We start from the raw sequence: 15,659 nt of genomic DNA, 5'->3' as shown, positions 1-15,659 counted from the left end.
GCCGGACGAGCGCGGTGCGGTCGATGGACCCATGGGCACCATGCGCAGGTCTTGATAATTTCAGATTATGATATAGGTTTCATATTATGGCAAAGATGATCCAGGGGCGAACCTCTGGCTACCAGCGATCGTCACGCCGGATGCTCGTCGATCTCGAGATCCCGGCATGGGACGAGCGCTTCCTCTCGAAGCTGGACCCGGCTCACATGGCGGACCTCTACGTACGGGCGGGCGCCGAGGCCGTGATGCTCCCGTGCAAGAACCTCAGCGGCTGGCTGTTCTGGCCGATGCCCGGAGGCACGATCCATCCCCGGATCGGCGACCGCGACATCGTGGGCGAGACGACCTCGGCCGCGCGCAAGGCCGGGCTCGAGGTGTGTGCGTACTTCGCCGCCCTCTACGACAACAAGCCGTTCCACGACCATCCGGAATGGCGTTTCGTTCCCGCCCAGGGGTGGGGCAGGACCGAGACCGTGGCCGACCGGCACGGTCACTGCTGCCCGAACTCGGCCGACTACCGCGATTACGTGGCGGCGCAGATCGACGACCTGTTCACCCGGTACTCCTTCGACTGTGCCTTCGTGGACATGACGTTCTGGCCGGGTGTCTGCGTCTGCGCGAACTGCCGCCGGCGGCTGAAGGAGACCGACGGCCTGGAGATCCCCGAGCGCGTCGACTGGACGGACAGCGGGTGGACGACCTTCCAGCGGCGCCGGGAGGAGTGGATCGTCGAGTTCCAGACCTTCATCAGCGAGCGCATCAAGCAGGCGACCCCCGGGATCGCCGTCTATCACAACTTCGCCCCGGCACCCCATGACTGGCGGACGGCGCTGCCCTTCGACACCACCGACGCGCAGGACTTCCTCGGTGCGGACCTGTACGGCGACGAGACCGAGCAGTTGCTGGTCATGAAGCTCATGCGCACCTTGAGCCGACGGCAGCCGGCCGAGTACATGACGTTCGCCCCCCAGTCCTTCGCCGAGCACGTGGAGCTCAAGTCGGACGAGGAGCTCCGCGAGCACGTGCTGTCCGCTGCGGCCGAAGGTGTCGCCTCACTGTTCATCGAGGCGCTGGATCCCCTGGGGACCGTCAACGACGACGCCTTCGAGCATGTGGGCCGTGCTTTCGACGCCCGCAAGGGCCTCGACGACCACGAGCCGGACCTGCCCGTGGAGGAGGTGGCACTCTACTTCTCCTCGGACTCCAAGTTCGGCTTCGCGTCCCAGGGCACCTTCCTGCGCGACATCGCGTCCGCCGACCGTACCTATCCCCATCTCGCGTCGCTCCGGGGAGCGGCTCACGCGCTCCAGCGTTCCCAGATCCAGTTCGGCGTGGTGACCCACCGTCAGCTGGACTCGCTCGATCGGTACAAGGTCGTGGTGCTGCCGAACGTGCATCGGATGTCGGCCCGCGAGGTGGACGCCTTCCGCGCCTTCGTCGCCGGTGGCGGTCGCTTGTACGCCAGTGGCTACACCTCGTTGCTGGAGAGCGACGGGACCTTGCACGACGACTTCATGCTGGCCGACGTCTTCGGGGCATCCCTGGTCGAGGAGGTGCCCGCGAGGGTCGCCTACCTCCGTCCGTCCACCGACGAACTCGTCGGCTGCTGCCGGCCTCAGCGTTACCTCAGTCACCGCCCGGGCGACCAGACGCTCGCCGGCGGTCTCATGCGCATCCAGGCCACGGCGGAGGCCGAGGAACTGGCTCACCTGACCCTTCCGTACGCCAGTCCCGCGCCCGGTCACTTCTCGGCGGAGGACTGGGCGTCCATCCACTCGTTCCCGCCGTGGCACGACACGGGGGAGCCTGCTCTGGTGCGGCACCGGTACGGGCGGGGGCTGGCGGTGTACAGCGCGCTTCCCATTGAGACAGGTCTGTCCGAAGCGGCAGGACGGGTGTTCACCTCCCTTGTGTCGGACCTGCTGGGCGACGACCGGGAACTGGTGGTCCGCGCCGACCCGACGGTCCGCGCCTCCGCCTTCCGCAGCCCAGATGGACGACGACTCAGGATTGTGCTGCTCAACCATCCCCGACGCGTCCTCGATCCGGTCACGATCTCCTTCGCCGCCACGTCGACGAGCGTGGTCGAGGTGGTCGACGGACGGACGGGTCTCAAGGTCCCGGTCCGCCGGGTCGGAGACCGCGGTGAGATCCTCGTCGAGGAGCCGTTCGAGTACCTCGAGCTTCGCGCGACGCTCGGCGATGACGGCCGTACCGCATGAGACGAACCTGACATCTCCGCGGCGGCCGACGCGGAGATGTCAGGGCCGGGGCTGAGGGGCGTCCAGCCGGTCAGATCGTGTCGCGAGTAGGTGGTCGCGAGACAGGCCGGACGCGGGCCGGACGGACAGGGTTCGGCGCCTAGCCGGTCTGCAGGTCACGGACGACGACAGGGCGGGGGCCACATCCACCGTCGTGCGCCCGCGACCCGGTGTCAGTCGTCCAGGCGGAAGTCGTACGTCGCGGTCAGTCCGCCGTCGGCCACGACGGCCGCGCCGGCCATCGAGGATGCCCACGGGGTGGACAGGAACACCAGGAGCCTGGCCATCTCAAGCGTGGTCAGCAGGCGGCCGGCCGGTGTGGAGTTCTCGACGCGGCGACGCGCGGCCGTCTCGTCGCCGGTGCTGCTCAGGTGATGCCGCAGCAAGGGGGTGTCGACGGCGCCGGGGCATACGGCGTTGATCCGGACCCCGTGGCGCGTGTGCTCAACCGCAGCCGATCTGATCAGCTGAAGCAGCGCCCCCTTCGAGGTTGCGTAGGCGCCCATCATGTCTTCGGCGAAGAGCGAGTCCACGCTGGCCACAGCCACGACCGCACCGTCTCCCCGTGCCGCCATCGCCGGGACCAGACGCTGGAGGCCGTGCAGTACGCCCAGGGTGTTGATCCGGAAGAGTCGTTCGTACTCGGCCGGGTCGGCGGTCGTCACCGCTCCTATGTGGATCGCACCGGCGCACGTGATCAGCGCGGCGGCGCCGTCCGTACTCGTTTCGTCGACGTGCCGTCCCACGACCTCCCAGGTTCCGGGATCGGCCACATCGCCGGACACGTGCACGGTTGCGCGGGGCTGGTCGGCCAGGTCGACGGTCACGGTCGTCGCGCCGTGCTCGCTGAGCAGGTCCACCACCGCAGCCCCGATCCCGGAGGCGGCCCCCGTCACGACGTACGGCCGGGAATGGTCGAGCGGCAAGGTCAGGTCCGGCATCCGGTCCTCCGATAGGTATGCGCCCTGGTGGACGCTGGTGGGTCCAGGTTAAGAATGCTATTATCGATAATCTATTTCACCATATGAAGTGAGGTCGAGTGGTGGACTACCCCGAACGCTGGGAGATCGACGACGATCCGTCGCTCGATGAGGCGGCGCTTCTCGAGATGCTGCGGGCAATGCTCGAGATCCGCGGACTGGAGGACGAGATCCAGCGCGCCTTCACCAAGGATCTCGTGCGCGGGTCGACCCACCTGTGCACCGGGCAGGAGGCCGCTGTCGTCGGCGCCTGCTCGGTGCTGCGAACGACCGACTCGATGGTCTGCACCTATCGCGGTCATGGAGCGGTCCTGGCCAAGGGGGCTTCCCTGGCGGCCACGTTCGCGGAGATCGTCGGCCGCGAGACCGGCCTGTGCGGTGGCAAGGGCGGGTCGATGCACCTGACCGATGCCGGCGTCGGCGCCTACGGGTCCTTCGCGATCGTCGGCGCGCACCTGCCCATCGCCAACGGGCTCGCGCTGGCCGCCAGGCAGCAGGGGAGTGACGCCGTGTCCCTGTGCTTCTTCGGGGACGGCAGCACCAACATCGGCGCCTTCCACGAATCCCTGAATCTCGCCGCCGTGTGGTCGTTGCCGGTGATCTTCTTCTGCGAGAACAACCTGTACGGCGAGTACACCGCGTGGCGGGCGACCGCTCGCGTGGACCGCCTCGCCGATCGCGCCGGCTCCTATGGGATGCCGGGTGTCCGGATCGACGGCAACGACGTGATCGCCGTGCGCCGGGCGACCGGCCAGGCGGTGGAACGGGCTCGAGCCGGTGAGGGGCCGACGCTGATCGAGGCGGTCACCTACCGTCATCGCGGTCACTCGCGCACGGACCCGGCGAAGTACCGCCCGGACGGTGAGCTCGAACGCTGGCTCAAGGTCGACCCGATCCGCCGCTTGGAGAACCTGCTGGCCACCCGCGGGGTCTCACCCGAGCGTCTGCAAGAGATCACGGCTGCCGCGCGGGACGCCGTCCGGGACGCCGTCGAGGAGGCCCTCTCCGCAGCCCCGCCTCGCCTCGAGGCCCTTTACGAGGATGTCTACGCATGAGTGTCTTGACATATAGGGAAGCCATCAAGCAGGCGCAGGCAGACGCGCTGGCGGCGGACCCGACGGTTTTCCTGCTCGGGGAGGACATCGCGGCCGCCGGAGGCGCGTTCAAGGTGACGGACGGGCTGATGGACGCCTTCGGTTCCGATCGGGTGATGGACACCCCGATCTCCGAGCAGGCCATCATCGGCGCGGCGATCGGGGCTGCCCTGAAGGGGGCCCGGCCCGTGGCCGAGCTGATGTTCGCCGACTTCGCCGGAGTCTGCTTCGACCAGATCGCCAACCAGCTCGCCAAGTACCGCTACATGACCGCGGGCCAGGTCTCGGTGCCGGTCACCATCCGCTTGGCCAACGGAGCGGGCCAGGGCTTCGGCTCACAGCACTCACAGTCGGTCGAGAACTGGTTCCTCAACGTGCCGGGGCTCAAGATCGTGGCTCCCGGCAGCGTCGAGGACGCGTACGGACTGCTCCGCTCGTCCATCGCCGACGACGATCCCGTCCTCTTCTTCGAGCACAAGGCGATGTACAACGTGAAGGCGGACGTTCCGCCGGAGCTGGTGCCGATACCTCTCGGCCGTGCTCACGTGGTGCGCTCCGGGGACGATGTCACGATCGTGGCGAGCCAAGCCATGCGACGCCGCGCGGAGGAGGCGGCGGACAAGCTCTCCGCGCAGGGCATCGCAGCCGAAGTCATCGATCCCCGGACGATCCTGCCCTTCGACTACGAGTCGGTCGCGGCGAGCGTCACCCGCACGAACCGCCTGGTCGTGGTCCAGGAGTCTTCTGCGGCGGGGAGCTGGGGCGCCACGCTCGTCGCCCGGATGGCGGCGGAGTGCTTCGAGTCGCTTGACCTGGCACCCGTCCTGATTTCGGCGCCCGACACGCCGGTGCCTTATGCGGGCGCTCTCGAGGCTGCTTGGATTCCAGGTGTGGACGATATCTGCACCGCTGTGCTGGCCATGGACCGCTACTGATGGAGTTCCTCGTCAGAATCCAGGTCCGCCTGCCGGTCGACATGCCGGAGGCGGAGAAGAAGCGCTTGATCGACGCCGAACTCGTCGCCGGGCGGCGGATGCGGGCCGACGGCCGGATCGTGCGCATCTGGCGTGTGCCCGGACGGACGGCCAACGTCGGCGTCTGGCGGGCCGACGACGCGGACGAGCTGCACCGGCTCCTCGCGGACCTGCCGCTCTTCCCCTGGCTGGACGTCGACGTGCAGGCATTGGCGAGCCACCCGATCGAGGCCGCCGATGACTGATCTCATCAGGTCGGTGAGCTCGTGGCCGCTGATCTACAAGGAGCCGCACTACCGAGGCGCCCGCCGCTGCGTCACCCTGGCCAGGATCGAGACCCGTGGCGGCGTCGTCGGGTGGGGCGAGGCCATCTCGCAGATCCCCGAGGCGGCGCTCGCGACCGGTCTCGTGATCGACCGTGGTCTCGGCCCGACCTTGGTCGGGGAGGACGCCCGTGATGTCGAGCGGCTGTGGGCCGGCATGTGCCGGCACGCCTATTGGTACGGCGTGGAGGGCATCGCGGGATTCGCGATCAGTGCGCTGGACATGGCGCTCTGGGACCTGGCCGGGCAGCTGGCGGGGCGGCCGACCGCCGCACTGCTCGGCGGCGTGGGCGCGACCCGATCCCCCGCCATGGGGTCGGTGATCTTCGATATGCGCGACCTCGACCGGACGCTGGAGGAGTTCCGGTTCATGAAGGACGCGGGTTACCCCATCCTGAAGGCCGGCTGGGGCATGGACCCGGATGCCATGTTCGGTCAGGACGCGGCTCGCGACCTCGCCTACCTCCGCGCGGTGCGCGAACTCATCGGTCCCGATCTGGGCCTGGTCGTCGACGTCCCCGGGGCCCGGAGGGTGTGGAACCTCAAGACCGCGGTACGACGGCTCACCGAGTGGGAGGAGTTCGGCCTCCGATGGGTCGAGCAGCCACTGCATCCGGCGGAGCTCGACCAGCACCGCATCCTGCGCGAGCGGACCCGGACGCCGATCGGGACCGGCGAGGATGAGTGGTCACCCGAGAGCTATCGGCACGTGCTGCATGCGGGTGCGGCCGACGTGATCCAGATCGACCCCGGGCGATGCCTCGGGCTCACCGGGGCGCGCAAGGTCATCGCGGAGATCGAGATCGCAGGCGTCGACTACAGCATGCACAGCTGGAGTGGAGCGCTCAACACCGCGGCCAGCCTCGCGCTGCTGTCGGTCTCCCACCATGGCGACACGTTGGACTTCAAGCCGCACGAGTCACCGATGCAGCACGACGTGGTGGAGAACCCGTGGCAGATCGCCGACGGTCATCTTACGGTGCGTGACAGCCCGGGTCTGGGTGTCACCCTCCGTGAGTCGGAGCTGGAGAGGTTCCGGCTGACCTGAGCGGCGTCGCCGGATGGAGAGACGACGAGGAGTGTTCATGGAAGGGATCAAGGGTCGGCGCGCCCTGGTGACGGGCGGTGCCTCCGGCATCGGGCTGGCCGTCGCGCGTCGGCTGGCCGGCGGAGGTGCCCGGGTGGCCGTGCTCGACCTGCCTGGCGAGCCACTCGACCGGGCCGCGTCGAGCGGGCTGGTGACCGCTGCCGCCGACGTGCGCGACCCGGCGCAGGTACGTGGGGCGGTCGCCGCGGTCGAGGAGAGCCTGCACGGTCTCGACACGCTGGTCATCAGTGCGGGGGTCATCCACATCAAGCGGCTCGGCGAGGTCACGGAGGCCGACTGGGACCTCACTCTCGATGTGAACCTGAAGGGCGCGTTCCTCGTGGCCCAGGCCGCCGCTCCGGCGCTCGTCGACTCCCGGCGCGGTCGGATCGTCGCCATCAGCTCGGATGCGGGCCGGGCCGGCGTCCCCCTGCTGCACGCGTACTCCGCGTCCAAGGCCGGGATGATCGGGCTCGCCCAGTCCTTGGCCGGTGAGCTCGCACCGCACGTCACCGTGAACTGCCTGTGTCCGGTGAGCACCCCCGACACGGGGATGGGGCGTCAGGTCCTCGCGTGGAAGCGGGACAGTACGGCTCGCACCGAGGAGGAAGTGCTCGATGAGATCCGTCGGCTCTTCCCGCTCGCGCGGACCGGCACCCCCGAGGACGTCGCAGCGGCGGTGATGTTCCTCGTGTCGGACGCGGCCGGCTTCATCACCGGCACCGCGATCGACATCGACGGCGGTGCGGCGCTCAACACCATGCCGGGGGCCGGCTCGTGACCGGCCCCCGCGATGCCGTCGACTTCGTGGACACCCACGTCCACTTCTGGGACCAGCGGCACGAGGGTCTGCGATACGACTGGTTGCGGACGGACGGTGACCCGGCCGAGACGGCGGTACTGGGGGAGTACGGCGCCGTGCGGGCCGAGAAGTACCTTCCCGAGGACTTCCTCCGGGAGACCCGCTCGGCCAGGCCGTCGCAGGTGGTGCATGTCCAGGCGGCGCTCGGCACGGAGGATCCGGTCCGGGAGAGCGCCTGGCTCGACGAGTGCCGCCGTCGTACCGGAATCCCCGACGCCTTCGTCGGCGACGCCCGGCTGGTGTCCGACGATCTCGGCGCCGTCGTGGAGGGGCACGGGATGTTCCCCGGGTTCCGAGGTATCCGCGACCTGCGCCTCTCCGAGTATCTCGGCGACCCTCGCTGCGATCGCGGGCTGGAGCTGCTGGCGCGCGCCGGCCTGGTCCTGTGCGACTCCGACGCGCTGCATCGTCTTGAGGCCACGGTGGCCGCCCTCAAGCGCCATCCCGATCTGGTCTACTGCGTGGACCACACGATGATGCCGATGCGCCGTGACGCGGAGTACGCGCGGGAGTGGCGCGCGGCCCTGGCCAGGGTGGCCGCCGCTCCGGGAGCGGTGGTGAAAATCTCCGGGCTGGGCCAGACCGACCACGACTGGACGCCGGAATCGTGGCGTCCGTGGATCCACGCCTGCCTGGAGATGTTCGGCACCGAACGGGTAGTTTTCGGGACCAACTGGCCGGTCGACCGCCTGTACAGCTCCTATGCCGACGTCGTGGACGCATATGTCGGGGCCTGTGCCGACCTGTCGGCGCACGAGCGTGCCGCTGTGTTCGCCGACAACGCCCGACGAATCTTCGGCATCGGCGAGGAGATCCTGGACGAGGATCGGCAACGCCCGGCAGCCCCGCCCGGGACGTGAGGATGGCTTCCGGCGACCGCACACCGAGGGCTGGAGCCGGAGGGGGACGGGGTACGCGAGTGGGTGTCTGCCGCTGGGGATGGGTTTCAGCCACCCTGAGGTCGCGGACCACAGGAGGTCCATGATCAGGGCTTGTGGCACGGGCCCCATGGGCCGGCCGAGGGGGGCGTTCGAAAACCTCCTGGAATCCCTGACGCCGACCCCGGTACGGGGTGGAACGAGCGCTTCGTACTTGCGTGGTCGCCGCCGACCCGGCCTTTACTCCTGGATCGAGGTTCCGATCGACCCGACGACGTCGATCAGGGTCGCGAGGAGGACCTTCTCGTTCGCCCGGAAGCGCTCCGTGGGGACGGAGACCCCGAAGGCCGCCACGATCTCTCCGCCGACGAGGAACGGGGCGGCCAGGCAGCTGACCCCCTCTGCGTACTCCTCGTGGTCCACGGCGTAGCCGCGTTCGCGGATGGTGGCGAGCTCCTGGTCGAGCTTGCGCCGACCGGTGATCGTGTTAGGGGTCAGCTTGGGCGTCGGGTGGCTGTCGAGATACACGTCGCGGACGGCCTGCGGAGCCCACGCGAGCAGGACCTTGCCGTTGGCGCGCGCGTGGGCGTGCTCGTACGAGCCGCTCGTGACATCGCCCACGCGGACCTTGCGCGAGCCCTCCATCGAGGCGCGGACCCGGATGTCACGGTCGGCCCAGTCGGCCAGGTAGACGGTCTCGTGGGTGAGCTCGGAGAGTCGCTGCAGGGCCGTCAGGAGCCGTTCGGAGACGTTCTTCCCGCGTAGGTACGACTGCGCCAGCACTGCGATCGCGTCGCCGAGCACGTACTTGCGCTGACCGTTGCGGGTCAGCAGTCCCTGGTCGAGGAGCGTGTTGATCAGGTGGTATGTCGTGGGTAGGGCGAGGCCGAGGTCGGCTGAGAGCTCCTTGGCGCTGATCCCGCCGTCCGCAGTCGCGACGCGGAGGAGAAGCTGGGAGGCGCGTGCGACTGACTGGATCCGCGTCCCGCCCTTGGGCGTCGTTGGGACGTCGTCGGCGGTATTCACAGTATGAAACTCTACTCCATTATTCCGGGTCTGTGGCCATAAGGCGTAGCGCGGTGCGACGTCTCTCACGCGGCTGGAAAGGCACCCGGCGTCGACCTGGGTGGCGCCATGGGCGCCGGTGATGTTGCCGAGCCCGACGGGGTTGGTCGTCGAGTCGCCCGGACCGCTTCACGTCGTTGTGGCGGGCCTCCCGGTCAGCGGCCCCGCCGCGGCGTCGCTCTGATGATGTGCCTGGTCACCCTGGCCGTGCCCGAGTCTTTCCAGATCGAGGCGGTGTTGATATCCTTCATATTCAGAAGTAGATTATCACTATATGAAATGGCTGGTGTCATGCCAGAGATCGTCATGCCGAGGCTGTCCGACGCCATGGACGAGGGCGTGGTCCTGAAATGGCTCGTCGCGGACGGCCACCAGGTGGAGGTCGGACAGGAGTTCGTCGAGATCGAGACCGACAAGACCACCGTCGAGGTGGAGTCGGAGCACGCCGGCGTGCTCCGCCACGGAGTGCCGGAGGGGGCCTCGATTGAGGTTGGCGGACCGATTGGCTCGATCGATCCGGTGTTCGCCGGATCCGTGGTCGTCGTGCCGCCGTCCCAGCCGACGGCGGCGCAGCCGGATGCGTCCGGCGGCGAGTATGCCGGGGCGGCTGAAACCGTCGAGTTCGCCTCCCCTGGTCGCGCGGGCGGCACTCACGCGTCCAATCGGGAGCGGCCCCACTCCTCTCCGACGGCCCGCCGCCTCGCTGCGAGCCTGGATGTCTCATTGGGCGATGTTCGGGGTTCCGGCCCGCATGGGCGGATCCTGCGCGCGGACGTGATCGCCGCGCACGAGTCCCGCGGTCGCTCCGCTGGAGCGCAGATCCTTCCGGAACGACGGTTGGGCGTGCGGCGCGTGGCGCTGACGCGCCCCCAACGACTCATCGCGGAACGCATGAGCGAGGCGAAGCGGACCGCCCCTGAGTTCACGGTCGCCCGCAGCCTCGACTTCGGCCCCGCGCGCGATTTCCGTCATGACCTCCAGGCACGCGGCGACCAAGTCCCGTCGTACAACGACATCGTGGTGGCGGCCGTTGCCCGCACCCTCCCGGCCCACCCACTGCTGACGGCCCGGTTCGAGGACGGGGAGATCGTCTACACCGACGAGGTGAACATCGGCGTGGCCGTCGCCACCGACGCCGTGCTCCAGGCACCGGTCATCCGCGGTGCTGAGAAGCTGTCCCTGGGGGAGACGGGCCGGCAGGCGCGGCGGCTCAGCCACCTGGCGCGGGTCGGGCGCCTGGCCGTCGACGACCTGATGGGAGGCACATTCACCGTGTCGAACCTCGGTATGTTCGGCGTCGACGACTTCACGGCGATCGTCAACGGCGGTCAGGCCGCGATCCTCGCCGTCGGTGCTGTGCGTGAGGTGCCTGTGGTGACGGGCGGTTCCCTCGCCGTCGGTGTCCAGGCCCGGGCCACACTGACCTGTGACCACCGGATCGTGTACGGCGCGCACGCCGCTGCCTTCCTGCGGGACCTGGATACCGCGCTCCAGGCCCCCGAACTCTTCCGTTGACCATCTCAGGCTAGGGACGCACGCGGAGTGCCGGTCACTCCACGACGATGGATCCGCGTGCCGTCAGGCGACCGCCGATGTCGCGTGCTGCCGTCTCGGCCCGGCGTCCGTGCACGTCGGCCCGCACGATGAGTCCCTGGAACTCGAACAGCGGCGCGACGAGGCGGTAGTCGTACGTCGTCCCGGCGGCTGTGAGGCCGTGTCCTCGTGCGGCCTCCGCCATCACCAGGGCCTGCAGCGGGCCATGGGTGACAAGGCCGGGATACCCCTCGACGTCGCGAGCGTAGCCAAGATCGTAGTGGATCCGGTGCGCGTTGTAGGTGAGAGCGGAGAAGCGGAACAGCAGCGTGGGTGTGACCTCGATGTTCCACTCCTCCGCGGTGGGCGGTACCGGAGTCTGGGGCGGTGGGTCGCCGAGAGCGCCGGCCGGGTCACGGTAGACGAGGTCCTGACGTTCCTCGATGACGATCCGGCCGACTTGCTCGACCTCGTGGCGGACGGCCACAAAGGTCAGCGGACCGGTGCGTCCGTCCTTCTGCTCGGTTTTGAGGACTGTGGTCCGGCGGGTCGCGGTCTCTCCGCAGCGGAGTGGGCCGAGTGTGCGGATCCGGCCTCCGGCCCACATTCGGCGCTTGCCTGGAATGGGCTGGGGAACGGTGTTCCGCACCGGATGGCCGTCGGGCCCAAGGTCGCTTTGTGCAGGTCGATCGAGCAGGTAGAGCCAGTGCCAGCAGAGCGGAAGAGGCGCGCCTTCCGCCAGGTTCGGTAGGTCCACGCCAAGCAGGTTGCCCAGGGCGACGGCTGGGCCCGGCAGAATGAGCTCGGTCCGTTCGACGGTGGTCATGAGCCGATCCTGTTGCGTTTCACAAGCTCCCGGACGATGACGTTGCGCTGGATCTCGTTGGTCCCTTCACCGACGATCATCAGCGGGGCGTCACGGAAGTACCGTTCGACGTCGAACTCGGTCGAGTAGCCGTAGCCGCCGTGGATGCGGATGGCGTCCAGCGCGATCTTCATCGCCGTTTCTGAGGCGAACAGCTTCGCCATGCCGGCCTCCATGTCGGCGCGGTCTCCCGATTCGTAGCGGCGCGCGGCGTACATCACGAGCTGTCGTGCCGCGGTGAGGTGGGTGGCCATGTCGGCGAGGTAGTTGCCGATCGACTGGTGTTCCCAGATCTCCTTGCCGAAGCTCTCGCGTTCCTGGGCGTAGCGCAGTGCGTCTTCGAGTGCCGCGCGACCGACGCCCAGCGCACGGGCGGCGACCTGGATGCGACCGATCTCCAGGCCGCGCATCATCTGTGCGAAACCGCGGCCTTCCTCCTTGCCCAGCAGCGTCGTGGCCGGCACCCGGAAATCGTCGAACGACAGCTCGCAACTTTCGACTCCCTTGTAGCCGAGCTTCGGGAGATCTCGGGAGACCTCGAAGCCCGGGCCCTTCTCGACGAGCAGGATGCTGATACCGCGATGGGTCGGCTGCGCGTCGGGATCGGTGCGGCACAGCAACGCGACCAGCTGGGACCGGCGAGCGTTGGTGATCCAGGTCTTGGAGCCGTTGACCACGTAGGAGTCACCGTCGCGGCGGGCGGTGGTACACATCGCCCGCAGGTCCGAGCCGCCACCGGGTTCGGTCAGCGCCATGGTCGCACGGACTTCTCCGGTCGCCATTCTCGGCAGGTAGTGGTCCTTCTGTTCGTCGCTGCCGAAGGCCAGCAGCAGCTTGGCGACGACCGTATGGCCCCCTATGGCGCCGGCGAGGCTCATCCAGCCGCGGGAGAGTTCCTCGGTGACGGCGGCGTAGCACGGTGCGGACACACCCGTCCCGCCCCACGACTCGGGGATGGTCAGCCCGAAGACTCCCATCTCTTTCATCTGCTCGATGAGCTTCTCCGGGTAGGTGTTTGCATGTTCGAGGTCGTGAACCACGGGTTTCACCTCGCGCTCGGCCCACTCCTTCACCAGATCGACGATCTGGGCCTCCTCGGCGGTGAGTTCATGCATGGGAAGTCCTTCCAGTGGCGGCCCTGCCGGGCGGTGCGACGCTCCTAATATCATGCGGACTGATAGCACATCAGGTGAACTAACAATTGTTGATGGGCCTATTGGGATCGGCCATACCAAAGGGAGGGTTCGCCGTGGACCTGAAGCAATTGACCGCGCTGATCACCGTTGCCGAGGTGGGCAGCATCACCAAGGCGGCTCGGCTGCTCCACCTCGTGCAGCCCGCAGTCACACGGCAGATCCGGCTGCTCGAAGAGGAGATGGGGGTGCGGCTCTTCGAGCGCACCCGTCACGGCATGGTCCCCACGGCCGCCGGAGAGGTGCTGATCGAGCGGTCCCGGAGAGCGCTGCACGAACTCGAACGGGCCCGTGCGGAGATTCGGCCCGAGCCGCGGGTCGTCACGGGGATCGTCACGGTCGGTGTGCTGGAGAGTGTGATCGATCTCCTGGTGGAACCGCTCGTCCGTGATGTCACCGAGCGCCATCCGGGGATCGAGCTGCGGATCGTGACCGCGTACTCGGGTCACCTGCAGCAATGGCTCGATGCCGGTGATGTGGATCTGTCGCTGCTCTACAACCTGGCCGACACGCCGTCACTGGCCGTCGTGCCCCTGCTGGAAGAACGGCTCTGGGCGGTGGCCCCGCCGCATGCGGGGTTGACATTCGAGGAGCCGATGGCCTGGGAAGAGTTGCTTGCCCGGCCTTTGGTCTTGCCGGCCCCCGGACACGGGTTGCGGATCCTGATCGACCAGGCTCGCTCGTCGCTGGAGATCGAACCGCGAATCGCCGTCCAGGCAAACTCGATGTACCTGCAGAAGATGCTTGTCCTGGGCGGACACGGCTGGACGGTGCTTCCCGCCGTCGGCGTGGCGCGGGAGGTCTCCCAAGGTGTTCTCAGTGGTGCTCCGCTGACCGGCCCGGACACGTCCCGCTCACTGGTCCTGGGACTTCAGCGAGGCACCCGGACACCGCCGCCGGTCGAGGCGGTGGCCACCGAGATCGTTCGCCTGGTTCGCGCCCTGGTCAATTCGGGCGCCTGGCCGTCTGCCCGCCTCAGCGGTGGAATCGAGAAGCCGCATGTCGGTGACTGAATCGGTCGGCGACGACGGCAAGAAGATCGATACGCCGGAATACCGTGGGTCGGAATTTGGGTCGGCCGCTTCGCGCAGTCCGGCGGCGTGCACATCCGCGCCTGCGCGCCGAGCCCCCGGAGCCGAGTCCACCGGCGGCCGCGCACCCATGCGTCGGCAACAACCCACGTACTTGGTGGATCTGTCGTTTCCGCAGGTTCTGACCTTGGCGGTCATTCTGCGGCACGACCCGGGTCTTGCCGCAAGCCCACCGGTGCGCTATACGTTAGAAGAGGCAAGGAGCGGCAACCTCCTTGCTTTCTTTTTTGCCCTCCTCTGTGGGCGGACGAGTTCCTCCCGAAGCCATGAAGCGCCGTGTACGGCGTGCCGGGCCTGCGGATAGAGCCGCGGAACAAGAGGCTCTTCGCCTTCTTGCCGGATCGGCTGGAACGTCGTCAAGGGTTTCCTCGCCGTACTGCACAAGCGCCTGGCTGAGCTCACCAAATGAAACGGCACCGGACAAGTCGACCGGTGGATGAGTGGCGCTCCCAGTCGATCTCCGATGGCCACGCTATTCTTCTCTATACCTTAGGGGGGTATAGTACATGGGAACATCAAGGAGGACACATGCGACGCCTTGCCCCGCTCGACCCCGCCGAGGCCCCCGAGAAGTCCGGAGCGCTGCTGACCGACATCATCAGCAGACGGGGCAACGTGGGAGAAATGGTCGCCACCATGGCGCATTCCCCCGCGCTGCTCCAGGGCTACCTGGACTTCTCACGCGCCATGAAACGTGTGAAGATCCCACGCGCGCTCAGCGAGAAGATCTCCCTCGCCGTACAGGAGTGGATCGGTTGCGGCACCTGCCGCCAAGCACACACGCAAGCGGCACGTGCGGCGGGGCTCAGTGAGAACGACATCGCGCTGGCCAGGCAGGGGACGTCCACGGACGCCAGGGAGGCCGCGCTGATCTCCGTGGCCGTACGCGTCCTGGCGGAGCCTTCGTCCCTCACCGACGAGGACGTCGCGGAACTGCGCGCGCACGGCTGGAGCGACCGGATCATCGCGGAGGTCGTGGGGGTGGTCACCCTGAACCTGCTGACCGGTGCCTTCAACCTCCTGATCGGGCTGGAGCCCGCGGAGTAGGGAGGCAGGCGTACGCGTACCACGAGCGGTTTGCCGCCCTCATACGGAGTAAACCGAAGATACCTATACCCGGTATATGGCCCGTGAGCCGCGCCGGCCGCCCCTGCGAGCGAGGGGCGGCCGGCGGCGGCCTTTCCGGCTTCAGCTGCCAACTAGCCCGTAGCCCGCGTCCTCGACGGCGCTCCGAATCAGCGCGTCGTCGATGGGACCCGGGCCTGTGACGGCGACCTTGCCGCTGGCCAGGTCGATGTTCACCTCCGCCACGCCGGAAAGCTTGCCGATCTTGGCCCGCACCGTGCCGACGCAGCCGCCGCACGTCATGCCGACGACGATGTAAGTGCTGGTTTCCATGTGTCCTCCATATACCCCCATGGGGTGTGCCGGAAAACCCTACGCCCCAGTCGCC

Annotated in this window: 15 protein-coding genes; 10 read left to right on the top strand and 5 right to left on the bottom strand. The window is 68.1% G+C overall.

What is annotated here, in order from left to right; all coding sequences use genetic code 11:
• The first annotated feature begins 140 nt into the window (after positions 1-140).
• Positions 141-2,222, top strand: coding sequence for an alpha-amylase family protein (locus RUR_RS34215; protein WP_283139373.1), 2,082 nt, complete (start codon positions 141-143; stop codon positions 2,220-2,222).
• 212 nt (positions 2,223-2,434) lie between these two features.
• Here the strand turns inward: RUR_RS34215 and RUR_RS34210 are convergent, their stop codons facing one another.
• Complete coding sequence (locus RUR_RS34210; protein WP_283139372.1) at positions 2,435-3,202, bottom strand: SDR family NAD(P)-dependent oxidoreductase; 768 nt, start codon at positions 3,200-3,202, stop codon at positions 2,435-2,437.
• A 98-nt stretch (positions 3,203-3,300) separates the two neighbouring features.
• Here RUR_RS34210 and RUR_RS34205 point away from each other — a divergent pair, with 98 nt between their 5' ends.
• From RUR_RS34205 to RUR_RS34180, 6 genes are read left to right on the top strand one after another with little or no spacing between them, the layout of a single operon-like run.
• Entirely contained in the window at positions 3,301-4,296 is a 996-nt protein-coding gene (locus tag RUR_RS34205; protein ID WP_283139371.1) for a thiamine pyrophosphate-dependent dehydrogenase E1 component subunit alpha, read from the top strand.
• Positions 4,293-5,270: an alpha-ketoacid dehydrogenase subunit beta gene (locus tag RUR_RS34200; RefSeq protein ID WP_283139370.1), complete on the top strand. Its 978-nt coding sequence runs from the start codon at positions 4,293-4,295 to the stop codon at positions 5,268-5,270. The genes RUR_RS34205 and RUR_RS34200 overlap by 4 nt, the downstream gene beginning before the upstream one ends.
• Entirely contained in the window at positions 5,270-5,554 is a 285-nt protein-coding gene (locus RUR_RS34195) for a muconolactone Delta-isomerase (RefSeq protein ID WP_283139369.1), read from the top strand. Before RUR_RS34200 ends, RUR_RS34195 begins: the two co-directional genes overlap by 1 nt.
• Entirely contained in the window at positions 5,547-6,680 is a 1,134-nt protein-coding gene (locus RUR_RS34190) for a mandelate racemase/muconate lactonizing enzyme family protein (RefSeq protein WP_283139368.1), read from the top strand. Before RUR_RS34195 ends, RUR_RS34190 begins: the two co-directional genes overlap by 8 nt.
• Before the next feature lie 37 nt (positions 6,681-6,717).
• A complete protein-coding gene (locus RUR_RS34185; RefSeq protein WP_283139367.1) occupies positions 6,718-7,500 on the top strand; it encodes an SDR family NAD(P)-dependent oxidoreductase in 783 nt (260 codons plus the stop codon).
• Positions 7,497-8,441, top strand: coding sequence for an amidohydrolase family protein (locus RUR_RS34180; protein ID WP_283139366.1), 945 nt, complete (start codon positions 7,497-7,499; stop codon positions 8,439-8,441). Before RUR_RS34185 ends, RUR_RS34180 begins: the two co-directional genes overlap by 4 nt.
• Positions 8,442-8,699: 258 nt before the next feature.
• Here RUR_RS34180 and RUR_RS34175 read toward each other — a convergent pair whose 3' ends face one another.
• On the bottom strand, positions 8,700-9,485 hold the full coding sequence (locus RUR_RS34175; protein ID WP_283139365.1) for an IclR family transcriptional regulator: 786 nt from the start codon (positions 9,483-9,485) through the stop codon (positions 8,700-8,702).
• A 222-nt stretch (positions 9,486-9,707) separates the two neighbouring features.
• On the opposite strand from RUR_RS34175, the gene RUR_RS34170 reads away from it, so the two are divergent.
• Positions 9,708-11,039 carry a dihydrolipoamide acetyltransferase family protein gene (locus RUR_RS34170; protein ID WP_283139364.1) on the top strand — a complete coding sequence of 444 codons (1,332 nt, stop codon included), beginning with the start codon at positions 9,708-9,710 and terminating at the stop codon, positions 11,037-11,039.
• Positions 11,040-11,073: 34 nt separating this feature from the next.
• On the opposite strand, the gene RUR_RS34165 is transcribed toward RUR_RS34170, so the two are convergent.
• Together RUR_RS34165 and RUR_RS34160 are read right to left on the bottom strand one after the other, a co-directional pair.
• Entirely contained in the window at positions 11,074-11,883 is an 810-nt protein-coding gene (locus RUR_RS34165) for an HTD2 family dehydratase (RefSeq protein WP_283139363.1), read from the bottom strand.
• Positions 11,880-13,037: an acyl-CoA dehydrogenase family protein gene (locus RUR_RS34160; protein WP_283139362.1), complete on the bottom strand. Its 1,158-nt coding sequence runs from the start codon at positions 13,035-13,037 to the stop codon at positions 11,880-11,882. The genes RUR_RS34165 and RUR_RS34160 overlap by 4 nt, the downstream gene beginning before the upstream one ends.
• A 134-nt stretch (positions 13,038-13,171) precedes the next feature.
• Here RUR_RS34160 and RUR_RS34155 point away from each other — a divergent pair, with 134 nt between their 5' ends.
• Together RUR_RS34155 and RUR_RS34150 are read left to right on the top strand one after the other, a co-directional pair.
• Positions 13,172-14,128 (top strand): LysR family transcriptional regulator, encoded by a 957-nt coding sequence (locus RUR_RS34155; protein ID WP_283139361.1) that lies wholly within the window; start codon positions 13,172-13,174, stop codon positions 14,126-14,128.
• 606 nt (positions 14,129-14,734) lie between these two features.
• A complete protein-coding gene (locus tag RUR_RS34150) occupies positions 14,735-15,253 on the top strand; it encodes a carboxymuconolactone decarboxylase family protein (RefSeq protein ID WP_283139360.1) in 519 nt (172 codons plus the stop codon).
• A 141-nt stretch (positions 15,254-15,394) separates the two neighbouring features.
• Here RUR_RS34150 and RUR_RS34145 read toward each other — a convergent pair whose 3' ends face one another.
• Positions 15,395-15,604 (bottom strand): heavy-metal-associated domain-containing protein, encoded by a 210-nt coding sequence (locus RUR_RS34145; protein ID WP_283139359.1) that lies wholly within the window; start codon positions 15,602-15,604, stop codon positions 15,395-15,397.
• Positions 15,605-15,659: the final 55 nt, after the last annotated feature.

Origin of the sequence: Rhizohabitans arisaemae (genome assembly GCF_025996515.1) — a bacterium.
Lineage (GTDB): Bacteria > Actinomycetota > Actinomycetes > Streptosporangiales > Streptosporangiaceae > Rhizohabitans > Rhizohabitans arisaemae.
Note: the sequence above shows the minus strand (reverse complement) of the source record. Positions and strands in the feature narration are given on the sequence as shown.